Genomic DNA, 21,775 nt, shown 5'->3' on the forward strand with positions numbered 1-21,775 from the left:
ACGATGATTCGGGTTGTTTCGCGCCCCGCCTAAAGAGAGGGCGCCTTCGGCGAAAAACCGCGCAGAGCCAAGAAATATGGGCTCTAAACAAAAAAACGCCGGCACAAGGCCGGCGCAAAGTTATTGAGGCAGGTTTCATACAGGCAAGAAACCTATCGAGCAGTGATCCCTTTATAAGCAAAACATCCGCTCGTTCCAAGCTAAAAAATTGAAATCACACAAAAGCCACATTAGGCTAAGTCCAAATAAAATAAGGCAGAGTAGGATTGTTGCCAGAATGCGACCAGAGATTTTCCCACGACTGAAGACACTTACCAGCGCCGCAGCACTTGTTTTGTTGGGCAGTGCGCTGCAGGCCGCCCCGAAACACGGAATTGCAATGTACGGCGAACCGGCCCTGCCCGCCGATTACCAGTCCTTGCCCTACGTCAACGCCGATGCCCCTAAAGGCGGGTCCTTTATCGAAGGCAACACAGGCGGCTTTGACAGTTTGAACCCGTTTGTGCGCAAAGGCACGGTGCCGTGGCAGCTGCGCTTCTTTATTTCCGAATCACTTATGGGGCGCAGCTGGGACGAACCCTTCACGCTTTACGGGCTTCTGGCCGAAAGCATTGAGGTGCCCGAAGATCGTTCCTGGGTCGAGTTCACCCTTCGGCCTGAGGCCAAGTTTTCCGATGGCAGCCCGCTGACCGTCGAAGATGTGATCTGGTCCTATGAAACCCTCGGCACCGAAGGGCATCCACGCTACCACGGGTTCTGGAAGAAGATCGACAAAATCGAAAAGACCGGTGACCGTTCGGTCCGGATCACCTTCAACGTCGAAGATCGTGAACTGGCCCTGATCGCAGGTCTGCGGCCGATCCTGAAGAAGGCGCAGTGGCAGGACATGGCCCTGACCGAGGGCAGCCTGCAGGATGTGCCGATCACCTCGGCGCCTTATGTGGTTTCTGACTATGAGGCGGGGCGATACGTCTCGCTGAAGCGCAACCCGGACTATTGGGGCAAGGATCTGGCCTTCCGCCAGGGCACCGGCAACTTTGATGAGCTGCGGATTGAGTTTTACGGCGACCAGTCGGTGCTGTTTGAAGCGTTCAAAGCGGGGGAGATGAATTTCTACCGCGAAGGCAACGCTGAAAAATGGGCCAGCCAGTATGACTTCCCAGCGGTGTCTGATGGTGACGTGCTGAAATCTGAAATCAAACACCAGCGCCCCACCGGCATGGTGGGCTATGTGATGAACTCACGCCGGCCGGTGTTTGAGGATTGGCGCGTACGTCAGGCGATGATCACCGCCTTCAACTTTCCCTATGTGAACGGCACCGTCACCGGTGGCCGCCAGAACCGGATCCAATCTTACTTCTCCAACTCGCACCTTGGGCTGCAAGAGGGCCCCGCCACCGGCAAGGTGCTGGAGATACTGCAACCCTATGCCGCGGATCTTCTGCCCGGCACCATCGAAGGCCTGACCTTGCCCGCAGGGGACGACAGCCCGCGCAACCGCGCCGACACGCGCGCCGCCCTGAAACTGCTGGAAGAGGCCAGCTGGACCGTCAAAGACGGCACGCTGGTCAATGCGGATGGCGCGCCTTTCACCTTCGAAGTTGTGATCCGTCAGGGCGACAAAGAAGCCCAATCGATCATGGAGATCTACCGTGAGGGGCTGACCCGTCTGGGCATCACCATGCAGATCGCCCAAGTCGACAATGCGCAATTTGCTGAACGCCGTGATAAGCAGGACTTCGACATGATGCCCTATGTGCGTTACCTGTCGCTGAGCCCGGGCAATGAACAGAACCTCTATTGGGGATCGGCGCAGGCCGATATCGAAGGATCGCGCAACCTGATGGGGATGAAATCCGCCGCTGTGGATGCCACAATTCAGGCGATGCTGACCGCCACTTCAAGTGAGGACTTCACCGCCGCAACCCGGGCGCTGGACCGTCAGTTGATGGCCGGTCGCTACGTCATTCCGCTCTGGGCGGGTGGCCCGGCCCGGATCGCCCATCGCAAAACGTTGCAATTCCCGCAAAATACCCCGATTTATGGCGACCGTATCGGCTACACGCCAGATGTTTGGTGGTCTGAGGAGTAACAGGCATGAAGAAGCTCTTTGTCATCGCAACCCTGACCCTGCTGGCGGGCTGCGCAACAATTGATGGGATTGGCCAGGATATCTCGGGCGGGTCCCGCCGGGTTCAGGGCTGGTTCTGAACCACACTGGTTCCAAAGGAAAAGGCGGCCTCACCCGGCCGCCTTTTTCATTTGTTACCCCTCAGATATCGCCGAGAGTTACTATTTACACCAGTGAGGTCACCCATAGGATCGTTGCATCCTCCGGGCTGAGCGAAATCACGTTATGCCCCATGGTGGCATCGTAATAGGCGCTATCCCCGCGACGCATTTCGACCGGTTCGTAAAACTCAGTGTAAAGCCGCACAACGCCGGTCAGAACATAGAGGAACTCTTCGCCGTCGTGACGCACCCAGCCGTCAAATTCCTCCATCGAGCGGGCACGGACACGGGCGCGATAGGGCAGCATGGTCTTCTTGGTCAGGCTGCCGCCCAGCATCTCATGTTCATAGGTGGCGGTGGCGTGGCCGGTGCCTTCATCATTGCGGGTCAGCGCCATACGGCCGTTGACCTTTTCGCGGATGGGTGGGGTGAACAGCTGTGGTACCGAAATCTCCAGCCCCGTCGCCAGCTTTTTCAACGCCTCATAGGTCGGTGACATCTGCCCGTTTTCGATCTTCGACAGGGTCGAACGCGCCAGGCCCGCCTGCCCGGCCGCCTGTTCCAGCGTCAGACCGCGCGATTTGCGCAGCTCACGCACGCGGCTTGGCAGATCCAGCGGCTCAGGGCTTTCCTGATTGCCGTTCTCACGCGCGATCCGAACGATCGATCCTTGGGGCATCTGTTCTGTCATAGCGCTGTCATACGCGGCTGCGCCCCATGTTGCAACGCAGCTTGCAACCGGATCGGCCTTTGCCTATCCCGAGGGTATGCAAGCACTCTTTGATCAAGGCGCCTTTGCGCCCTGCCCGACGCCGTTCAATCTGGCCGCCCATGTTCTGGCTGCGGCCGACAGCCACGCAGATAAAATCGCCCTTGCGGTCCTGTCCGCAACCAGCGCCGAAGAGTGGAGCTATGCGCAGCTAAAACAGGCGGTTCTGGGCACAGGCACCGGCCTGCTGCAGCGTGGCTATGAACCCGGAGACATCCTGCTGATGCGGCTGGGCAATACGGTGGATTTCCCGATCGCCTATCTAGGGGCCATCGCCGTTGGGCTGATCCCGGTGCCGACCTCGTCAATGCTGACCGAGGCTGAGGTTGCCAAGATGATCGCCCAGCTGTCGCCCCGTGCGGTGTTGCGGGATCCCGATGTGGCCTGCTCCGCAGGTATTGAAACCGTCACAACGGCTGATCTGGCCGCGATGCGCAACCTACCGCAAGCCGCGTATGAAATGGGGGATCCCAACCGGCTGGCCTATATCATCTACACCTCAGGCACCTCAGGCACGCCGCGTGCAGTGATGCACGCCCATCGCGCGATCTGGGCGCGGCAGATGATGCATCAGGGCTGGTACGGGCTTCAGCCCACGGACCGGCTGCTGCACGCTGGTGCCTTCAACTGGACCTTCACGCTGGGCACCGGGTTGATGGATCCATGGTCCGTCGGCGCGACCGCGCTGATCCCGGCGGAAGGCGTGGCAATGGATCATCTGCCACATCTGTTGAAACAACATGACGCCACGCTTTTTGCAGCCGCGCCAGGGGTTTATCGCAAGATGTTACAGTCCCGGGACCAGCTGGATCTGCCCGCCCTGCGCCATGGTCTGGCGGCCGGGGAAAAACTGTCCGAGGCCATTCGCGCCGCCTGGACTAGTGCGACCGGGGGCAAGGCGATTTACGAAGCCTACGGCATGTCAGAATGTTCCACCTTCATCTCCTCCAGCCCTGATCACCCGGCAACCGATGGCGCGTTGGGTCAGCCGCAGATCGGGCGCCGGATTGCGCTGCGAAATGAGGATGGCGCGGTAAGCATCGGGGAAGAGGGCGAAATCTGCGTTCACGAAACAGACCCCGGCCTGATGCTGGGCTATTTCGGCGCCGAAGACGCCACCAAGGCGCGGTTCCGCGATGGCTGGTTCCTGACCGGCGATCACGGCGTGATGCGCGCAGATGGCCAGATTGAGTACGCCGGTCGTGGCGACGATATGATGAATGCCGGCGGCTATCGCGTGTCCCCGCTGGAGGTGGAGGCCGCCCTGACAGGCCTGCCCGGCGTCACCGCCCTGGGCGTCACAGACGTTGAGGTTAAGGCCGACACCAAGCTGATCGTTGCCTTTTACAGCAGCCCGGAACCCATTGATAAGGCATCGCTTTCTGAATTCGCCTCAGAACGTCTGGCGCGCTACAAACAGCCGCGCGACTGGGTGCACCTGCCGGTACTGCCGACAAATCCAAACGGCAAACTGTCGCGTAAGGCCTTGAAATCGCTCTATCCCGTCAAGGCATGACCGCGGCTTCGCAAATAAGTGAAGTCCACTGTGCGGTTCTGCATCTTTCCTTTTTGAACGAAACCGTTTAGGCACAGCGATCTTCTATAGGAGAGCGCGCAATGGACGGTTTGGATACAATGGAACAGGCAGTGAAGCTGGACATCCTGTCGGATCCGATCTGCCCGTGGTGCTACATCGGCAAAACCTATCTTGACCGTGCCTTGGAACAGCGCCCCGGCCATCCCTTCGTGATCGAATGGCATCCGTTTCAGCTGAACCCGGATATGCCGGCCGCTGGCATGGACCGCCGCACCTATCTGGAAACCAAGTTTGGTGGCAAAGACGGCGCGGTGAAGGCCTATATGCCGGTGCAACAGCACGCGGATCAGGCCGGGCTGAAGGTGAACCTTGAAGGGATCAAGGTGACCCCCAACACGCTGAAGGCCCATCGCTTGATCCATTGGGCCGGGCTGGAGGGCAAACAGACCGCCGTGGTCTCGGCCCTGTTCAAAGCCTATTTTGTCGACGGCCGTGACATTGGCGATACCGACACGCTGGCCGATATTGCCGACGGTGCGGGCCTCGATGCCTCTGTGGTACGCAAATTGTTGGAGGGTGAGGCCGACGCGGCTGAAATCCAGCAGCGCGATCAGGCGGCCCGTCAGATGGGTGTCAGCTCGGTCCCGACCTTTATCGTGGCCAGTCAGCACGCCGTGCCGGGTGCGCAATCGACCGAAATGTGGCTGAAGGTCATCGATGAGATCATCGAAAACCATGTGCAGACCGCAGCGTCGGACAAGACCGGCGATGGTGCCGAACCGCCAAGCGCATAAGGCAACACCAGCGGGCCGGTTCGTCACCTTCGGCGACACCTTGCCTACTGCATGAATACCGTATTTAGCGCGTATAGCGGTCCCACCGCTGACGCGCTACCCTCATAAGTGCTCCGCGATTACGGGGCCATGTCTCGGGTCACATTTCTGGCCCAAGCAAACCCAGTGAAAGTAGACCGATGTCTGAACCCGCCCGTCTCTCCCGTGTGGAGTTTGTCGCCCTCTTGGCGATGCTCTTTGCCACGATCGCCTTCTCCATCGATTCCATGCTGCCCGCCCTGCCCGAGATTGGCCGCGCCCTCAGCCCGGATGACATGAACCAGGCCCAGCTGGTGCTGACCTCCTTTGTTTTTGGCATGGGCATCGGCACCTTCTTCACCGGCCCGCTGTCTGACAGTTTTGGCCGCAAGAAGGTCATCGTCATAGGCGCTGCGCTTTATATCGCGGCCTCGGTCGTGGCACTGCTGACACAGGGGATGGAGATGCTGCTGATCGCCCGCGTCCTGCAGGGCCTGGGCGCGGCGGCCCCGCGTGTGGTTGGACTGGCTATTGTGCGTGACCTGTATTCGGGCCGCGATATGGCGCGCATCATGAGCTTTGCGATGATGGTCTTCACGCTGGTGCCGGCCGTTGCGCCGCTGCTGGGCGCTGGGGTGATCAGCCTTGTTGGATGGCGCGGTATCTTCGGCTCCTTCATCATCTTCTCGGTGTTTTCTGTGGGCTGGCTGATGCTGCGCCAACCGGAATCCCTGCCGGTTGAGAACCGCCGCCCCTTTAGGGTCGGCAAGATCGGCAGCGCCATTAAAGAGATGTTTGCCCATCCCACCGTGCGCCTGTCGATTGCGACGCAGACCTTGTGTTTTGCCACACTCTTCATGTCGATCAGTCTGATCCAGCCGATCTTTGATGATGTGTTTGACCGCGCCGCCAGCTTCCCCTTCTGGTTTGCTGTTGTGGCGCTGGTGTCGGGCACCGCCAGCCTGCTGAACGCTGCAATGGTGATGCGTTTCGGCATGCGCCGGATGATCACCGTGGCTGTGGCCATGCAGGTTGTTGCCGCATCCGCCATGTCGCTGGCCTGGATGAACTTTGGCCTCAATGGTCTGCCGGGGGATGCGATGTTCTATGTCTTCGTGATCTGGATCACCTCGGTCTTCTTCAATGCCGGTCTGACCCTAGGCAACCTCAACGCCATCACGATGGAGCCCATGGGCCACATCGCGGGCACCGCGGCCTCGGTCTCGGGCGGGGTGGCAACGGTGATTTCTGCTGCCATCGCAGCCCCTGTCGGCCTGACCTTCAACGGCACACCTTTGCCGCTGACCATCGGGGTTGCCATCGCCATGGTTGCAGCACTTTTTGTGATGCTTTGGATGCAGCGTCTTGAAACCCGCGCGGCAGTGGCTGCGCAGTAAGGGATTTTCGGCACTGAGGGATTTACGGTCAAAGGTATTGCGCGCGGTATACCATCGCATACCGCAATTGCCTTTGCCGTAGATTTCCTGTATGAGGGCGTCAGAATATCGCACTCATATAGGTACGAAAGACTCCTCTTATGTCGAAAATCAAGGTTGAAAACCCCATCGTCGAAATGGACGGCGATGAAATGACCCGCATCATGTGGCAGTTCATCAAGGATAAATTGATCCTGCCCTATCTGGATGTGGACCTGCTCTATTACGATCTGGGCATCGAAGAGCGTGACCGCACCGAAGATCAGATCACCATCGATGCGGCGGAAAAAACCAAAGAAGTCGGCGTTGCCGTCAAATGTGCCACCATCACACCGGACGAAGCCCGGGTTGAGGAATTTGGCCTCAAGAAGATGTGGCGCAGCCCCAATGGCACCATCCGCAACATTTTGGGCGGCGTGGTGTTCCGTCAGCCGATCATCTGTCAGAACGTGCCGCGTCTGGTTCCCGGCTGGACCTCACCCATCGTGGTGGGCCGTCATGCCTTTGGTGATCAGTACAAGGCCACCGATTTCCATTTCCCCTCGGCCGGTAAGCTGACCATGAAATGGGAAGGCGCCAATGGTGAGGTGATCGAACGTGAGGTCTATGATGCGCCGGACGCCGGTGTCTACATGGGCATGTACAACCAGGATGAAAGCATCCGCGATTTCGCCCGCGCCTCGCTGAACTACGGTCTGAACGTCGGTTGGCCGGTTTACCTGTCGACCAAGAACACCATCCTGAAAGCCTATGACGGCCGGTTCAAAGACCTCTTCCAGGAGATCTATGAAGCTGAGTTTGCGGATAAGTTCAAAGACGCCGGCATCTGGTACGAACACCGTCTGATCGACGATATGGTTGCCTGCGCGCTGAAATGGAACGGCAAGTTTGTCTGGGCCTGTAAGAACTATGACGGCGATGTGCAGTCTGACACGGTTGCACAGGGCTTTGGCTCACTTGGCATGATGGCCAGCCAGCTGATGACCCCGGATGGCAAGATTGTCGAATCCGAGGCTGCGCATGGCACCGTGACCCGTCACTATCGCCAGCACCAGGAAGGCAAATCGACCTCGACCAACTCGATCGCGTCGATCTACGCCTGGACCGGCGCGTTGAAGCACCGCGCCAAACTGGACGACAATGCTCAGCTGAAACGGTTTGCCGAAACGCTGGAAAAGGTCATCATCGACACCGTTGAATCCGGCCACATGACCAAAGACCTGGCGCTGCTGGTTGGCCCCGATCAGGGCTGGCTGACCACCATGGGCTTCCTTGAGCAGATTGACGAAAATCTGAACAAGGCGCTGGTTGGCTAATCCCACCGCGATAAAAAACAAAACCTCCGGAGGCACCCCTTCCGGAGGTTTTTTCTTGCCTGCCCACTGGATTTTTCTGCAATGCAGCGATAAGGCCGATGTATGGTTGAGAACACACAGAAAAACCCGCAGAAACATGGCCTTCTTGCTGATGCACAGGGGCTGATTTTTGGCACCACCATGGCGTCGTTTGCGATGGTGATGCTGACCCATCTTGGGCTCGTCACCGGTCAGACAGCGGGTCTGGCGGTGCTGATCTCCTATGTCACCGGTTATGGCTTTGGTGCGGTGTTCTTTGTGGTCAACCTGCCGTTTTACTGGCTGGCGATCCGACGCATGGGTTGGCGCTTCACTCTCAAGACCTTTGCGGCGGTGGCGATGCTGTCGGTGATCTCAACTCTGATGCCCGGCTATGTTAGCTTTGCGGCACTGGATCCCATTTTGGGCGCCGTATTGATTGGCATGTTGTCTGGCGCGGCGCTGCTGGCGCTGTTCCGCCATGGCGCATCCCTAGGCGGCGTCGGCATTCTGGCGCTGTACCTGCAGGACAAAACCGGCTTTCGTGCCGGCTACACGCAGCTGCTGTTTGACCTTGGCGTTTTCACGGCGGCACTATTTGTGATTGACCTGCCGTTGGTTCTCTATTCCCTTCTGGGGGCCGTGGTCATCAACCTGACCATCGCCGTCAATCACCGCAAAGACTGGTATATCGCCACCTAACCGCCGGAGCCGCCCATGCCCAAGACCTATCTGATCCTGCTCCTGGCGGTTGCCGCCGAAACCATCGGCACCTCGGCCCTGCAGGCCAGCCAACAGTTTTCCAAACTGTTGCCGTCGGTTCTGGTAGTGATTACTTATGGCACCAGCTTCTGGCTGCTGTCGCTGACGCTCAAGACATTGCCCGTGGGTGTGGTCTATGCGCTTTGGAGTGGGCTGGGCATCGTGTTGATCGCCATCATCGGCTATCTGGTCTTCGGTCAGAAGCTTGACTGGCCCGCGGTTCTGGGGATCGCGATGATCCTTGCAGGCATTCTGGTGATCAACCTGTTTTCGAAAACCGCGGGGCACTGACCCCAGCTGCGCTTCCAATTGCCAATTCTGCGATTTGGCTGCACGCGAACCGCCCCGTCAATCCAGAGGTTTGCCTACTGCAAAATAGGGCGGGCGCACCTCATCAGACTTCCTCGCCCCAAACAAAATCGCCGAGCCATGGGACGGCCCGGCGATGCGCGGTGGCCTTCGGCCTTGAGCCCGCGCCCCTTCAACAAAACGTCTTACGACAGCGCGCGCAGGCGTTTGATCAGGCTTGAGGTGTCCCAGCGACCACCGCCCAGGGCCTGCACATCCTTGTAGAACTGATCCACAACCGCCGTCACCGGCAGTGAGGCGCCAATCTCATCCGCGGTGTCCAGACAAATGCCCAGATCCTTGCGCATCCAGTCCACCGCAAAGCCGTGTTCAAACTCATCATCGGCCATGGTGCCCACACGGTTCACCATCTGCCAGCTGCCCGCAGCACCGCCGCCGATGACCTCAACCACGTCACGCGCATCCAGACCGGCCTTTTCAGCAAAGTTCAGCCCCTCAGACAGCGCCTGTACCAGACCGGCAATGCAGATCTGATTGACCATCTTGGTCTTCTGTCCCGCGCCGCTGTCGCCCAGACGTTTGCACAGTTTCGCATAGGCATCGATCACCGCTTCGGCTTTATCATAGTCGGACTGATCGCCGCCACACATCACAACCAGCTGACCGTTTTCCGCGCCCGCCTGACCGCCAGACACCGGCGCATCCACAAAGGCCACGCCCTGCCTCTTGGCGACATCATAAAGCTCTGCGGTGACTTTGGCCGAAACCGTGGTGTGATCCACAAAGATGGTGTTTTCCGCCATGCCGGCAAAGGCACCGTCATCGCCCAGGCAGACCGAGCGGAGGTCATCGTCATTGCCAACACAGGCCATCACAAAATCCGCGCCTTCGGCCGCTTCGCGTGGGGTCACACCCATCGCGCCGCCATGCTCTGCCACCCATTTTTCCGCTTTTGCGGCGGTGCGATTGTAAACGGTGACCTGATGACCGGCCTGTACCAGATGACCTGCCATCGGGTAGCCCATCACGCCTAGGCCGAGAAATGCTACTTTTGCCATTTTTACCCCCTCGGTATTTGTGTTTCTCTTGGTTTGTGGCTAGCTAGCGCGGCAAAGGCAAGAGTGAACAGGACAACACCATGGCATTGATTTTCCGGTGGCTTATGAGATTGACCGGTGGGATGATCGCGGTGGCGGTGCTGACCATGCTGGGGATCTACTTCCTGGCCTCCCGTTCGCTGCCCGATTACGATAAAACGCTGCAGGTTTCGGGCCTCTCGGCGCCGCTGGAAATCGTACGCGACAATGCCAATGTGCCGCATATTCTGGGGGCCAGCGACGCGGATGTGTTCTTTGGCCTGGGCTATGCCCATGCGCAGGACCGCCTGTGGCAGATGGTGACGCTGCGCCGCACCGTGCAGGGCCGCCTGTCCGAGGTTTTTGGCACCCGCACGGTTGAGATTGACACGGTGATGCGCCGGCTTGACCTCTACCCGCTGGCGCAGGCAGCGGTCCGCCATCAGGATGCCCGCACGCAAGTGGCCCTGAAAGCCTACGCCGATGGGGTAAACGCCCGCCTGGATGAGATCAACCAGAACGCCCTGGGCCGTGGCGCGCCTGAGATGTTCCTGTTCAACATGCCGATCGCCCCCTGGCAGCCCGCCGACAGTATCGCGATGGTGAAACTGATGGCGCTGCGCCTGACCGGCCAGATTGACACCGAAGTGCTGCGCGCCCGCTCCTCGCTCTTGCTGCCTGCGGAACGGTTGCTGGACATTCTGCCTGATGCGCCCGGGGCTGGCATCGCAGCCCTGCCCCGTTATGCAGATCTGTTTGATGCCACGCTGCCGCGGTTTGCGACCTCCACCCCGCTGCCAGAACATCCGCTGTCGCCCTTCAGCCGCGCCGGTTTCTCCGGCGCCTCCAACGCCTGGGCCGCCGCCACCAGCCGCTCCGCCGCGGGTGGCACACTTCTGGCCAGCGATCCGCATATGGGCTTCACCGCGCCCGGCAGCTGGTATCTGGCCCGGCTGCAGCTGCAACAGGGCGGCGTGATCGGCGCCACCATCCCGGGCATTCCCGCCGTATTGTCGGGCCGCTCAAACGTGTTGGGCTGGGGCATCACCGCCGCCTATCTGGATGATCAGGACCTCTATGTTGAAGAACTGAACCCGGATAATCCCGAAGAATACCGCACGCCCGAGGGGTTCAAACCCTTCCGCAGCCGCAAATCAATCCTGCAGGTCGCCGAAGAAAAACCCGTCACCCTGACCCTGCGCTGGAGTGATAACGGCCCGGTCCTGCCCGCCAGCTTCAACGATATCGGCACCATCACCCCCAAAGGTCACGTTGCCACGCTGAACTGGACCGCGCTGACCGAGGAAGACCGCTCCATCACCGCGGCGATCAACATCATGTATGCCCGCACCGTGCAGGGCGCGATGGCCGCCGGCGAAGATATGGTCGCCCCGGCGCTGAATATGGTGCTGGTGGATGACAGCCAGATCGCTATGAAAACACTGGGCAAAATGCCCCGCCGCCACTCCGGCCACCAAAGTCAGGGCCGCATGCCCAGTCCCGGCTGGCTGGAGGAAAACCGCTGGCAGGGCAGCCATTCCTACGCCGCCAACCCCGAATTTGTGAACCCGATCGGCGGCATCGTCGGCAACACCAACAACAAAACCGTTGATCGCCCCTTCCCGCTGCATGTCAGCTTTGACTGGGGCGACACCCAGCGGATCCAACGCTGGACCCGGCTGATGCAAAGCCGTCAGGTCCACACCCGCGACAGTTTCATCGAAACCCAGCTGGATACCGTCAGCCCCGCCGCCCGCACCCTGCTGCCGCTGATCGGCGCAGATCTTTGGTTCACCGGCGCCGCCGCCCCCGATGGCACGCCCGAGAGGCAAAGACAGCGCGCATTGGCGCTCTTGGCCAATTGGAACGGTGAGATGAACGAACATATGCCCGAACCGCTGATCTACGCTGCCTGGGTCCGTGCCCTGCAGGAGCGTCTGATCCGCGATGATCTGGGCCCGCTGGCCGATCAGTTCAATCAGGTGGAGCCGCTGTTCATCGAACGTGTCTACCGCGACGTTGACGGCGCCAGCATCTGGTGTGACGTGATCCAATCCGCCCCGGTGGAAAGCTGCACCGATATGGCACGCCTCGCGCTGGATGATGCGCTGCTGTGGATCGAGGAACGCTACGGTCAGGCGCTGGAAAGCCTGCAATGGGGCGAGGCACATCAGGCCGCCCATGACCACCCGGTTCTGGGCGACGTTCCGCTGCTGCGCAGTTTCGTGAACATCCGCCAGCCCACCTCGGGCGGCGATCAGACGCTGATGCGCGGCCTGGCCTCCGGGGATGCGGCTGATCCCTTCCGCAACATCCATGGTGCGGGTTATCGCGGGGTCTATGACTTTGAAGATCCCGACAGTTCGGTCTTCATCACCGCCACTGGGCAATCCGGCCACTTCCTGTCACGCTACTACGATGATCTGGGTGAGCTGTGGCGGCGCGGCGAATATATCCCGATGTCGCTGGATCAGGATCTGGCCCGCGCGGCCGCCGTTGGCGTGACGGTGCTGCGTCCGGTCAACTAGTGTTTCGCGGCGATAAGCGCTTCGGCATTTGAGTATTTTTGAAACAGCTCCAATGGTCTGAGGCCGTCAGACCGAGGTTTAGGGCGCGCGCCACATAGGCGCGCACCTTTTGGTTAACAGATCTTAAAGATCGCGGAAGCGTTTTTCCTGCCGGGCGGTCCAGCGCACGGTGAGGTCAAAACCGGTTTCGGTCTGTTCCTCCTGCTGCACCAGATCCTCCTGAAACAGCCAGGCGCGTTTGCGGCCCTCGGCAAAGCTGAGGCTCAGCTGGCTTTCATGGGTTTCCGAGGCCAGCTTGGCCTTCACCGCATCCAGCAGCTTGCCCTGACCTTCCCCGGTGATCGCCGAGATCGCAAAGATATCCTCTTCGCGGTCCGCGCGTTCATTCATCACCTCGCGGGTGTCCTCATCCAGGAGGTCGATCTTGTTCCAGACCTCCAGAACTGGGGTGTCTTCGCCCACACCCAGGCTCTCCATGATCGACAGCACGTTTTCCGCCTGCCCCTCGGTTTCGGGATGGGCAATGTCACGCACATGCAGGATCAGGTTGGCGCTCAGCACCTCTTCCAGCGTCGCACGGAAGGAGGCGACCAATTCCGTCGGCAGGTCCGAGATGAAGCCCACCGTATCACTCAGGATCACCTCAGGCCCGTTGTCGGGCAGATCAACCCGCCGCATGGTCGGATCCAGCGTGGCAAAGAGCATGTCTTTGGCCATCACATCGGCGCCGGTCAGATGGTTGAACAAGGTGGATTTGCCAGCGTTGGTGTAGCCCACCAGCGCCACCACCGGAAACGGCACCTTGGCGCGGGCGGCGCGGTGCAATTCGCGGGTTTTCACCACCTTGTCCAGCTGACGGCGCAGGCGCACCAGCTGTTCGTCGATCGCACGGCGGTCGGCCTCAATCTGGGTTTCGCCGGGACCGCCGACAAACCCCAATCCGCCCCGCTGGCGTTCCAGGTGGGTCCAGGCGCGCACCAGTCGGGTGCGCTGATAGCTCAGCGCCGCCATTTCCACCTGCAACACACCTTCGCGGGTGCGGGCCCGGTCCGAGAAGATCTCAAGGATCAGACCGGTGCGGTCCAGCAGTTTGACCTTCCAGGCCTTTTCAAGGTTACGTTGCTGCACGGGCGTCACTGGCCCGTCGATCAGCACCAATTCGACCTCATTCGCTTTCAGGAGCTGTTTCAGTTCCTCGATCTTTCCCGAGCCAAACAGGTAGCCCGCGTGCGCGCGGGGCAGCGGCACTTTGGTGGATCCAACCACCTCCAAATCGGGCAAAGCCGCCGCAAGCGAGACCGCCTCTTCCAAGGCATAGTCTGCTTCACGACGGTTCTTGTCGGTTTTCAGATCAGGATGCAGAACCCAGGCGCGGGTCGCGATCCGTTCATGTGTTTCCAATTAGGACTCTTCACCATCGTAAAGGTTGATGGGTTGTGCCGGCATGATGGTCGAGATTGCGTGTTTGTAGACAAGCTGCGACTGGCCGTCACGGCGCAGGAGCACACAGAAATTGTCAAACCAGGTGATGACCCCCTGCAGCTTCACGCCGTTGATCAGAAAGATGGTCACCGGGATCTTCGTTTTCCGGGTGTGGTTCAGAAAGGCGTCTTGCAGGTTCTGTTTGTCGGAAGCCATTTATGGTTACCTTTTATTATTTGCCGCTTTTCCGGCGTCCCTGTTCATCAATAGGTGCTACTATGTCGCGCCAGCAGAGGAGTTTCCACCCCAAAAATCAACAGGGTATCTTCGCGGGGATCACTGTGGCCAATCGGTGACCTAGCGGCGGAACAGCCCAGAGGTAAAGAGCGCCACAATCGCCAGCATCTCCAGCCGGCCCAGCACCATCGCCGCAGCGAAGGTCAGTTTTGCCACCGGCGCCAGTGAGGACAGGTGCACCGTGGTTTCCGGCGCAATGCTGACCAGCGGTCCGGTGGTCGAAAGGCCCGCAATCGCCAGTGTCAGCGCGGTTTGCAGGTCAGAACCGTAGCCCGCAAAAACCATGGTGAAAAAGGCCAGCGACAGGGCAAACATCATAAAGAAGATCCACGCGATAAACGCCCCCTGACGCCGGATGCGGCGGCTCATCCCATGGGCGCGCCCCACCGAGGATGGATGCACCAGACGCTCAATCTCACGCAATCCGTTGAGGTAGAGCGCCCAGACCCGCAGCAGCTTTACACCGCCCGCCGTGGTGGCCACACCGCCGCCAATCATCGCCAGACCGAGGAAAATGAGGCCCGGCGTCGGCAGGCCCGACCAATCGCGCGCGGTCTTCCACTCAACGCTTTCAAACCCGGTGGTCGACAGGAACGACAACGTGGTGAACAGACCGCCCCAGAGCGCCCGCAGCGCCACCATGACGCTTTGTTCCTCCTCCATACTGTAGGAGGCCACCCAATGGCGCATGAACAACAGCGTCGGCACTGCGACGACCAGAACCAATCCCAGACGGAATTCCGGATCCTCATGCAGGCCGCGGCGGGAGGTGGTGATCGTGTCGGTCGAAAAGGTCAGCCGCGACAGGGCAAACAGCATGAAGAGCGCAGTGATCGCTTCACCGGTGACACCCGCCTGCGCATCGCCTGCCGATTGCAGCGGGGTGATCCCGCTGGTGGCCATCACCGACATGCCATGGATCAGCGCCACCAAAGGCAGGTCGCCACTGATCGTCAGCATCACCCATAGCGCAAAGGTCAAACCGATGTAGATCGGCAGCAGCTGCACCGCCACGCGGATGATCCGGCGCTGGGGATCAGGACGTTCGAACCGGCCGTGCAGCACATCGCTTTGGCCGGGCTCAGCCGTTGCGGTGACCTCAAAACCACCAAGGTTCAGCGGCGCCAGGATCGCCGCCGCGGCCACCCAGATTAGCGCGCCGCCCATCCAGCCGACCATGCCGCGCCACAGGTGCAGGGTGTCACTCAGCCGATCAGCCTCAAAAAACGCAGCCCCCGTGGTGGTCAGGGCCGAGACCATCTCCACATAGGCGTTGAGGTAAGAGGTGGTGCGCAGCGCCTCATAAAACGGCAGCGCCAGAAACAGCGGAAGTGCGGCAAGCCCGGCAAACAGCGCCAGCAGATTGCCCATTTCACCGCGCCGGCGCAGCAGATTGGCCCGGGCGATCCCGACCAGCGCCACAATCAACCCTCCGAGCACTGCGGAATAGAGGAACGCCCGCCCCTCAGCGGCGTTTTCCAAGGCAAAAGCATGGGCGGCAGGCACCAGCATCGACAGCGCAGAAATCCCCGCCATCAACAGAAACAATGGTTGCTCAAGCAGCCGCGCCCACATCACAGGGGTCCCTATGCTATTGGTGAATGCTAGAAGAAATCGATGGAGACCTGCAACAGCCGCTCCACCTCAGGCACGTCGGAGGCCAGAGAGAACAGCGCCACAACATCGCCGTCATCAATCCGGGTATCGGCCAGCGGTTTCACCACCTTGTCGCCCTTCAGCACGCCGCCCACCAGCACACCTTCGGGAAACTCAATGTCGCGGATCTTGCGGCCCGCGATGGGCGAGGTCGAAAGCACCTCCGCCTCAATCATCTCCGCCTCAGCGTCGCCGATGGAATACACACTGTGCACCTTGCCGTGCCGCACATGGCGCAGGATCGACGACACGGTGGTTGAGCGCGGGTTGACGTAGGCATCAATGCCCAGCGGCGCCATCATCGGAACCAGAGTCGGGTCATTGATCAGCGCGATCGCCATCGGGCAGCCTTCGGCCTTGGCGCGCACCGCTGCCAGCATGTTGGTCTTATCATCGTCCGTCACACAGAGCACCGCATCAGCGCGTTCAATGCTGGCTTCCGACAGCAGGGATACGTCCAGTCCGTCGCCATGCAAAACGATGGTTTTCTCAAGAATATCAGCAGCTTTCTCGGCGATGCTACGGTTGCGCTCCACCACTTTGGCCCGCACCCGTTCGGTTCGTTCTTCAAGCGAGCGCGCCACCGCAAGCCCAACGTTGCCGCCGCCGATGATGACCACACGTTCCTGCTTTTTGGCTTCTTTGCCAAAGATTTCCATCGTGCGATTAATGTCTTCGTTCACGGTGAAGATATAGCATTCATCCCCGACAAAAATCTGATCGCCCGCTTCTGGCGCAAACAGGCGACCGTCACGGCGGATCCCCACCACAATCGCGCGCAGGGTGGAAAACAGATCATTCAGCTGGCGCAATGGCGTATTCACCACCGGGCAGCCCTCTTCGATGCTGATGCCCAAAAGATGCGCTTTACCTGACAGAAACTTCTCCGTGTCAAAGGCGGCCGGTGAGGCGATGCGCTGCAGCGCTGCCTCGGCAACTTCGCGTTCCGGGCTGATCACCACATCGATCGGCATGTGGTCACGCCGGTAGAGGTCAGAATAAATCGCGGTCAGATAGCTTTGTGAACGCAGACGGGCGATTTTCCGCGGAATGGCAAACACCGAATGCGCCACCTGACAGGTCACCATGTTGACCTCATCGGAATGGGTCGCCGCGATGATCATATCCGCGTCCCGTGCCCCGGCCTGATCCAGAACATCCGGGTAGGAAGCAAAGCCCGCAATCCCCTGCACATCAAGCGTATCCGTGGCCCGACGCACCAGATCGGCATTGTTGTCGACCACGGTGACGTCGTTCTTTTCACCAGACAAATGGCGGGCGATTTGCCAGCCGACCTGCCCTGCCCCGCAGATGATGACCTTCATCACATGTTCCCCTGCAATCAGGCGCTTTGCATCGCATGCGCAGCCCAAACGGTCAATGCAATTGAATAACATGGGCCATCACGGCACCTTCTTGGCAATAAAAAAGGAGACATAGATGCAACGATTCGCCCTAGTCGCCCTCTGCGGCGTTTTATTGAGCGGCTGCAATTACACCGTCTATCATCAGGCCGGCAAAAGCGTGCAGGACCGTGACCGCGACATCACCAATTGTGACGTTCAGGCGCTGCGCGATGCGCCGGTGCAAACCCAGATCCGCTACACCGCGCCACAGCCTCGTGAACGCAAGATCTGTGACGACAAAGGCAACTGCCTGACCGAGACCTATTGGACCCGCCCGGAACCCTACACCGTGGACATCAACGAAGATCTGCGCAGCCGGGTCAAAGCGCAATGCATGATGGATCAGGGCTACAGCCAGGTGTCGCTGCCGATGTGTGACAACGGCACCTCGGTTTCAGTTCCGGTCACTATGAAAGGCATCAGCGCCAATTCCTGCGTTGTGCGGGTCAATGGCAAACTACAGGTGGGTGAGCCCAGCTAAGCCCCACCCCTGAAACATCGATTACACCGCCGGGGCTTATTCAGCCTCGGCGGTTTCTTTATCTACGGTCGCAACCCGCGCACCTGCCTTGGAGGTGGTGACAACCCCCAGCGACTTCAGCTTGCGGTGCAGAGCAGAACGCTCCATGCCAACAAAATTGGCGGTGCGGCTGATGTTGCCACCAAAGCGGTTGATCTGCGTCAGCAGGTATTCCCGCTCAAAGACTTCCCGCGCTTCCCGCAGGGGCAAGGTCGCCAAGGTGCCGGTCAGAACCACCTGATCGGAACTGTCGCCGCCTTCGCTGCTGCCCGGCAGCTCCTTGGCCTCAATCGCGCCACTGCCATCGCCCAGGATCAGCACCCGTTCAATCAGGTTGCGCAGCTGGCGCACATTGCCGGGCCAACGCATGGTCTGCATCAGCGCCACCGCATCCTCGGACAATTCGCGCAGCGGCAGGCCCTGGGTCTGGTTGAACATCTCAATGAAATGCTGTGCCAGCACCGGAATATCCTCGCGGCGTTCTTCCAGCGACGGCACGGCTATCGGCACCACGTTCAGACGATGATACAGCTCCTGCCGGAAGCGACCGGCGGCAATCTCACCCTCCAGATCCCGGCTGGTGGAGGAGATCACCCGCAGGTCCACCCGCACCTTGTCCGCGCCACCAACGCGCTGGAATTGCTGGTCCACCAGAACCCGCAGGATCTTGGACTGTGAGCCCAGCGGCATATCCGCAACCTCATCAAAGAAGATCACGCCGCCATGCGCCTGCTCCAGCAGCCCCGGTTCCACGCCGCGCTCAGCGCTTTCGCGGCCAAACAGCACCTCTTCGATCCGCTCAGGCTCAATCGTGGCGCAGCCAACCGTCACAAAGGGAGCCGAGGCCCGATTGGACTGGGCATGGATGTAGCGCGCCGCGACCTCTTTCCCGACACCCGAAGGACCCGAGAGCATCACCCGACCGTTGGATTTGGTCACCTTCTCCAGCTGCCCCACCAAGGTGCGGAAGGAGGCAGTGTCGCCGATCATCTCGGCCTCATTGCTGTCCTTGCGACGCAGCTTCTGGTTTTCACGCCGCAGCCGCGAGGTTTCCATCGCCCGGCGGATCACCACCAGCAACTGATCGATGTTGAAGGGCTTTTCGATGAAGTCGTAAGCGCCCTGTTTGATCGCCGCGACCGCAATTTCAATATTGCCGTGCCCCGAAATGATCACCACCGGCACATCCGGATTGTCCCGCTTCACCGTTTTCAGAATGTCGATCCCGTCCATCCGGCTGTCCTTGAGCCAGATATCCAGAATGATCAGCGCCGGCGGCTCGCCGTTGATCTCATTCATCGCCTCATCAGAGTTACCTGCAAGGCGGGTGGTAAAGCCTTCATCTTCAAGGATATCCGAGATCAGCTCGCGAATGTCCCTTTCGTCGTCAACAATCAGAATATCACTCATCTTGTCCTCACGTCTGTCATTCTGCCGCCTCTGTTGCGGCTGTGTCTTCGCTGTCTTTGCCGGCGGAGGTCACCCCCAACCGGATGATTGCCATGGCGCCTCTGTGGGCCCCTTCTTCGAATGCCGGCGCATCTTCAAGTGAGAGCGTACCGCCATGTTCTTCAATGATTTTCTTCACAATCGGCAGGCCGAGCCCGGTGCCTTCGCTACGGGTGGTCACATAGGGCTCAAACAGCCGGGTCCGGTCCTCGGGCAGGCCGGTGCCATTGTCCATGATCCGGATCACCACGCTGCGCCCCTCGCCACACATGGTGATATTGATCCGGCCGCCGATCGGCGCTTCAGGTGTTTTTTGATTATAACTTTCAATGGCTTCCCCGGCGTTCTTGATCAGATTTGTCAGCGCCTGAGAAATCATCGTCGCATCAAGATCAGCCAAAACCGCGCCCTCCGGCAGGTCGGCGGTGATCGTCACATCCGGCTGCCCGGCCTGCTGCAACAGCACCGCATCCTGCACCAACTGGCGCAAATCCTCGGGGCGGCGTTCGGGTTCCGGCATCCGGGCAAATTTGGAAAATTCATCAACAATACGCCGCAAGTCATTGGTTTGGCGCACAATAACCTCAGTAAGCTGCGCCAGGCTGCCAGCATTGTCTTCGTTCAAATGACGGCTGAACTTGCGTTTGATCCGCTCCGCCGACAGCTGAATTGGCGTCAGAGGGTTCTTGATCTCATGAGCAATCCGGCGCGCCACGTCGCCCCAGGCCGCCATACGCTGCGCGGCCACCAAATCGCTGACGTCATCAAAGGCCACAACGTAGCCTTCCGGCGCGCCCTCCTCGCCGTAGCGCGTTGCCATCCGCACCAGCAGATTTTCCAGCTGACCGTTGCGGGTCACCTTGACCTCTTCCTGCAGGGTGCCCAGCTCATCCGCTTTCAGCCGCTCAAACAGCGATGCAAACTCCGGCACAGCAACCGAAAGCGCCAGGCTGGCGCGGTCTTCGCCCCAATCCAACAGACGTTCTGCCGACCGGTTCACAAAGGTCACGCGCCCCTCTTCATCCAGGCCAACAACGCCCGAGGTGACCGAGCTAAGAACCGAGTCAAACAACCGGCGCCGGCGTTCGATCTGTTCGGTGTTTTCCAACAGCGTCTCGCGCTGCGCCTTCAGCTGCCTGGTCATCTGGTTGAAGTAACGGCCCAGCATGGCGATCTCATCATCGCCGTCCTCTTCCATCACCCGCACATCCAGATCGCCTGCGCCGACCCGCTGCGCCGCACCAGTCAACCGCCCGACCGGACGCGACAAACGTTCGGCAAACCACAGCCCCAGCCAGATCGCGGCGAGGATCAGGATCACTGCAAAGCCAAGGTAAATCAGGCCAAATTCAAACAGCACCCGTCCGCGTTCGCTTTCCAACTGCTGGTAAAACTGCGCGGTTTCTTTGGTGTCATCCAACAGGCTCAGCAGCTCACCGTCGACCTCACGACTGATATAAAGGAACCGGTCCACAAACTCATTCAGCCGCACCAGCGCGCGAAACTCGTTGTTTTCCCAATCCTCGATGATCTGCGCGCCATTTTCACTGGCGGCCTGCAACTGGCTCGAGGAAGGCTGTTCGAAATCAAATAGATAGCTACGTTCGCCCCGGGCGCGGATCTGGCCGGTGCCGTCGATCACATAGGCCTCACGCAGGCCGCGCTGGATCTGTGCCTGCCCCTGGGCCAGCACGATCCGCACATCGCCATCGGTCATGAAAAACGTCTGCCGGCGTGATCGATCGATGTGATCGGCCAGTGCCGAGATATCCAGCATCAGATCGCGGCGGTGCTCTTCCTCATAGGCTTCCGCGGCCTCAAGCGAGGTGCCAACCACCTGGCGCACCCGGTCTGAAAACCAGCCCTCAAGACCGATGTTCACCGTCAGGGCTGCAAAGATGGCCACCGAAACGGTGGGGATCAGCGCCAAAATTGCAAAGACGCCGGTCAGGCGCAGGTGCAGCCGGGATCCTGCGGATTTTGCCCGACGCGCCGCGATCAGCGCCACGATCCTCTGCAGAACCAACGCAGCCACCAACATCGCATAGACGAAGTCAGCCAGCAGGATTACCCGAAGGGAGAAAGACGAGGCCCCCTGATCCAGAGGGCCCAGCACCAGATAGGTGGCGATCACCAGAACCGGTGCAAGGACCACCAGACAGAAGGTGGCAATATTCTGCACCCTCCGCTGCCGTCGCAACCGGCTGATTTTCGCCCATGAGCGTTTCTG

Annotated in this window: 17 protein-coding genes and 1 pseudogene; 10 read left to right on the plus strand and 8 right to left on the minus strand. The window is 59.9% G+C overall.

The window, feature by feature from the left end; translation table 11 throughout:
• The first annotated feature begins 277 nt into the window (after positions 1-277).
• Positions 278-2,092 (plus strand): extracellular solute-binding protein, encoded by a 1,815-nt coding sequence (locus ACORLH_RS11220; RefSeq protein ID WP_321832745.1) that lies wholly within the window; start codon positions 278-280, stop codon positions 2,090-2,092.
• A gap of 5 nt (positions 2,093-2,097) precedes the next feature.
• A complete protein-coding gene (locus ACORLH_RS11225) occupies positions 2,098-2,211 on the plus strand; it encodes an entericidin EcnA/B family protein (protein WP_321832746.1) in 114 nt (37 codons plus the stop codon).
• 85 nt (positions 2,212-2,296) lie between these two features.
• Here the strand turns inward: ACORLH_RS11225 and ACORLH_RS11230 are convergent, their stop codons facing one another.
• Complete coding sequence (locus ACORLH_RS11230) at positions 2,297-2,923, minus strand: XRE family transcriptional regulator (protein WP_321832747.1); 627 nt, start codon at positions 2,921-2,923, stop codon at positions 2,297-2,299.
• A 76-nt stretch (positions 2,924-2,999) separates the two neighbouring features.
• Here ACORLH_RS11230 and ACORLH_RS11235 point away from each other — a divergent pair, with 76 nt between their 5' ends.
• The 6 genes from ACORLH_RS11235 (at position 3,000) to ACORLH_RS11260 (ending at position 9,173) form a co-directional block, all read left to right on the plus strand.
• Positions 3,000-4,517, plus strand: coding sequence for a class I adenylate-forming enzyme family protein (locus tag ACORLH_RS11235; RefSeq protein WP_321832748.1), 1,518 nt, complete (start codon positions 3,000-3,002; stop codon positions 4,515-4,517).
• A 119-nt stretch (positions 4,518-4,636) separates the two neighbouring features.
• On the plus strand, positions 4,637-5,332 hold the full coding sequence (locus ACORLH_RS11240) for a DsbA family oxidoreductase (RefSeq protein ID WP_321832811.1): 696 nt from the start codon (positions 4,637-4,639) through the stop codon (positions 5,330-5,332).
• 179 nt (positions 5,333-5,511) lie between these two features.
• Positions 5,512-6,747, plus strand: coding sequence for a multidrug effflux MFS transporter (locus ACORLH_RS11245; RefSeq protein WP_321828508.1), 1,236 nt, complete (start codon positions 5,512-5,514; stop codon positions 6,745-6,747).
• A gap of 140 nt (positions 6,748-6,887) precedes the next feature.
• Entirely contained in the window at positions 6,888-8,102 is a 1,215-nt protein-coding gene (locus ACORLH_RS11250; RefSeq protein ID WP_321828509.1) for an NADP-dependent isocitrate dehydrogenase, read from the plus strand.
• Between the two features lie 102 nt (positions 8,103-8,204).
• Entirely contained in the window at positions 8,205-8,822 is a 618-nt protein-coding gene (locus ACORLH_RS11255; RefSeq protein ID WP_321828510.1) for a YitT family protein, read from the plus strand.
• Between the two features lie 15 nt (positions 8,823-8,837).
• Positions 8,838-9,173: a DMT family transporter gene (locus ACORLH_RS11260; RefSeq protein WP_321828511.1), complete on the plus strand. Its 336-nt coding sequence runs from the start codon at positions 8,838-8,840 to the stop codon at positions 9,171-9,173.
• Positions 9,174-9,376: 203 nt separating this feature from the next.
• Here the strand turns inward: ACORLH_RS11260 and ACORLH_RS11265 are convergent.
• Positions 9,377-10,261: pseudogene (locus ACORLH_RS11265) on the minus strand (NAD(P)-dependent oxidoreductase); the annotation flags it as partial.
• 68 nt (positions 10,262-10,329) lie between these two features.
• Between ACORLH_RS11265 and ACORLH_RS11270 the strand changes: the two are divergent.
• Positions 10,330-12,795, plus strand: coding sequence for a penicillin acylase family protein (locus ACORLH_RS11270; RefSeq protein ID WP_321828512.1), 2,466 nt, complete (start codon positions 10,330-10,332; stop codon positions 12,793-12,795).
• Between the two features lie 123 nt (positions 12,796-12,918).
• Here the strand turns inward: ACORLH_RS11270 and hflX are convergent, their stop codons facing one another.
• The 4 genes from hflX to trkA all read right to left on the minus strand — a co-directional run bounded on the left by hflX (position 12,919) and on the right by trkA (position 17,495).
• Positions 12,919-14,196, minus strand: a complete 1,278-nt coding sequence (gene hflX / locus ACORLH_RS11275; RefSeq protein WP_058242055.1) for a GTPase HflX — start codon at positions 14,194-14,196, stop codon at positions 12,919-12,921.
• Complete coding sequence (hfq, locus tag ACORLH_RS11280; RefSeq protein ID WP_058242056.1) at positions 14,197-14,433, minus strand: RNA chaperone Hfq; 237 nt, start codon at positions 14,431-14,433, stop codon at positions 14,197-14,199.
• 141 nt (positions 14,434-14,574) lie between these two features.
• Positions 14,575-16,089, minus strand: a complete 1,515-nt coding sequence (locus ACORLH_RS11285) for a TrkH family potassium uptake protein (protein WP_321828514.1) — start codon at positions 16,087-16,089, stop codon at positions 14,575-14,577.
• Positions 16,090-16,118: 29 nt separating this feature from the next.
• On the minus strand, positions 16,119-17,495 hold the full coding sequence (gene trkA / locus ACORLH_RS11290; protein ID WP_321828515.1) for a Trk system potassium transporter TrkA: 1,377 nt from the start codon (positions 17,493-17,495) through the stop codon (positions 16,119-16,121).
• Positions 17,496-17,610: 115 nt separating this feature from the next.
• On the opposite strand from trkA, the gene ACORLH_RS11295 reads away from it, so the two are divergent.
• Entirely contained in the window at positions 17,611-18,057 is a 447-nt protein-coding gene (locus tag ACORLH_RS11295; protein ID WP_321828516.1) for a hypothetical protein, read from the plus strand.
• 36 nt (positions 18,058-18,093) lie between these two features.
• On the opposite strand, the gene ACORLH_RS11300 is transcribed toward ACORLH_RS11295, so the two are convergent.
• Complete coding sequence (locus ACORLH_RS11300) at positions 18,094-19,506, minus strand: sigma-54 dependent transcriptional regulator (RefSeq protein ID WP_321828517.1); 1,413 nt, start codon at positions 19,504-19,506, stop codon at positions 18,094-18,096.
• A 16-nt stretch (positions 19,507-19,522) separates the two neighbouring features.
• The gene (locus tag ACORLH_RS11305; RefSeq protein ID WP_321828518.1) at positions 19,523-21,727 is read right to left on the minus strand and encodes a PAS domain-containing sensor histidine kinase; all 2,205 of its coding nucleotides are present in this window, start codon (positions 21,725-21,727) and stop codon (positions 19,523-19,525) included.
• Positions 21,728-21,775: the final 48 nt, after the last annotated feature.

It is taken from the genome of Thalassovita sp. (assembly GCF_963691685.1).
In the GTDB taxonomy this organism is placed as follows: Bacteria; Pseudomonadota; Alphaproteobacteria; order Rhodobacterales; family Rhodobacteraceae; genus Thalassobius.

Coding starts and splice junctions, on each gene's coding strand:
- ACORLH_RS11285 (WP_321828514.1), bottom strand. CDS start 16,089: ATGTGGGCGCGGCTGCTTGAGCAACCATTGTTTCTGTTGATGGCGGGG.
- trkA (WP_321828515.1), bottom strand. CDS start 17,495: ATGAAGGTCATCATCTGCGGGGCAGGGCAGGTCGGCTGGCAAATCGCC.
- ACORLH_RS11255 (WP_321828510.1), top strand. CDS start 8,205: ATGGTTGAGAACACACAGAAAAACCCGCAGAAACATGGCCTTCTTGCT.
- hfq (WP_058242056.1), bottom strand. CDS start 14,433: ATGGCTTCCGACAAACAGAACCTGCAAGACGCCTTTCTGAACCACACC.
- ACORLH_RS11295 (WP_321828516.1), top strand. CDS start 17,611: ATGCAACGATTCGCCCTAGTCGCCCTCTGCGGCGTTTTATTGAGCGGC.
- ACORLH_RS11240 (WP_321832811.1), top strand. CDS start 4,637: ATGGAACAGGCAGTGAAGCTGGACATCCTGTCGGATCCGATCTGCCCG.
- ACORLH_RS11220 (WP_321832745.1), top strand. CDS start 278: ATGCGACCAGAGATTTTCCCACGACTGAAGACACTTACCAGCGCCGCA.
- ACORLH_RS11225 (WP_321832746.1), top strand. CDS start 2,098: ATGAAGAAGCTCTTTGTCATCGCAACCCTGACCCTGCTGGCGGGCTGC.
- ACORLH_RS11260 (WP_321828511.1), top strand. CDS start 8,838: ATGCCCAAGACCTATCTGATCCTGCTCCTGGCGGTTGCCGCCGAAACC.
- ACORLH_RS11250 (WP_321828509.1), top strand. CDS start 6,888: ATGTCGAAAATCAAGGTTGAAAACCCCATCGTCGAAATGGACGGCGAT.
- ACORLH_RS11270 (WP_321828512.1), top strand. CDS start 10,330: ATGGCATTGATTTTCCGGTGGCTTATGAGATTGACCGGTGGGATGATC.
- ACORLH_RS11245 (WP_321828508.1), top strand. CDS start 5,512: ATGTCTGAACCCGCCCGTCTCTCCCGTGTGGAGTTTGTCGCCCTCTTG.
- ACORLH_RS11230 (WP_321832747.1), bottom strand. CDS start 2,923: ATGACAGAACAGATGCCCCAAGGATCGATCGTTCGGATCGCGCGTGAG.
- ACORLH_RS11300 (WP_321828517.1), bottom strand. CDS start 19,506: ATGAGTGATATTCTGATTGTTGACGACGAAAGGGACATTCGCGAGCTG.
- ACORLH_RS11235 (WP_321832748.1), top strand. CDS start 3,000: ATGCAAGCACTCTTTGATCAAGGCGCCTTTGCGCCCTGCCCGACGCCG.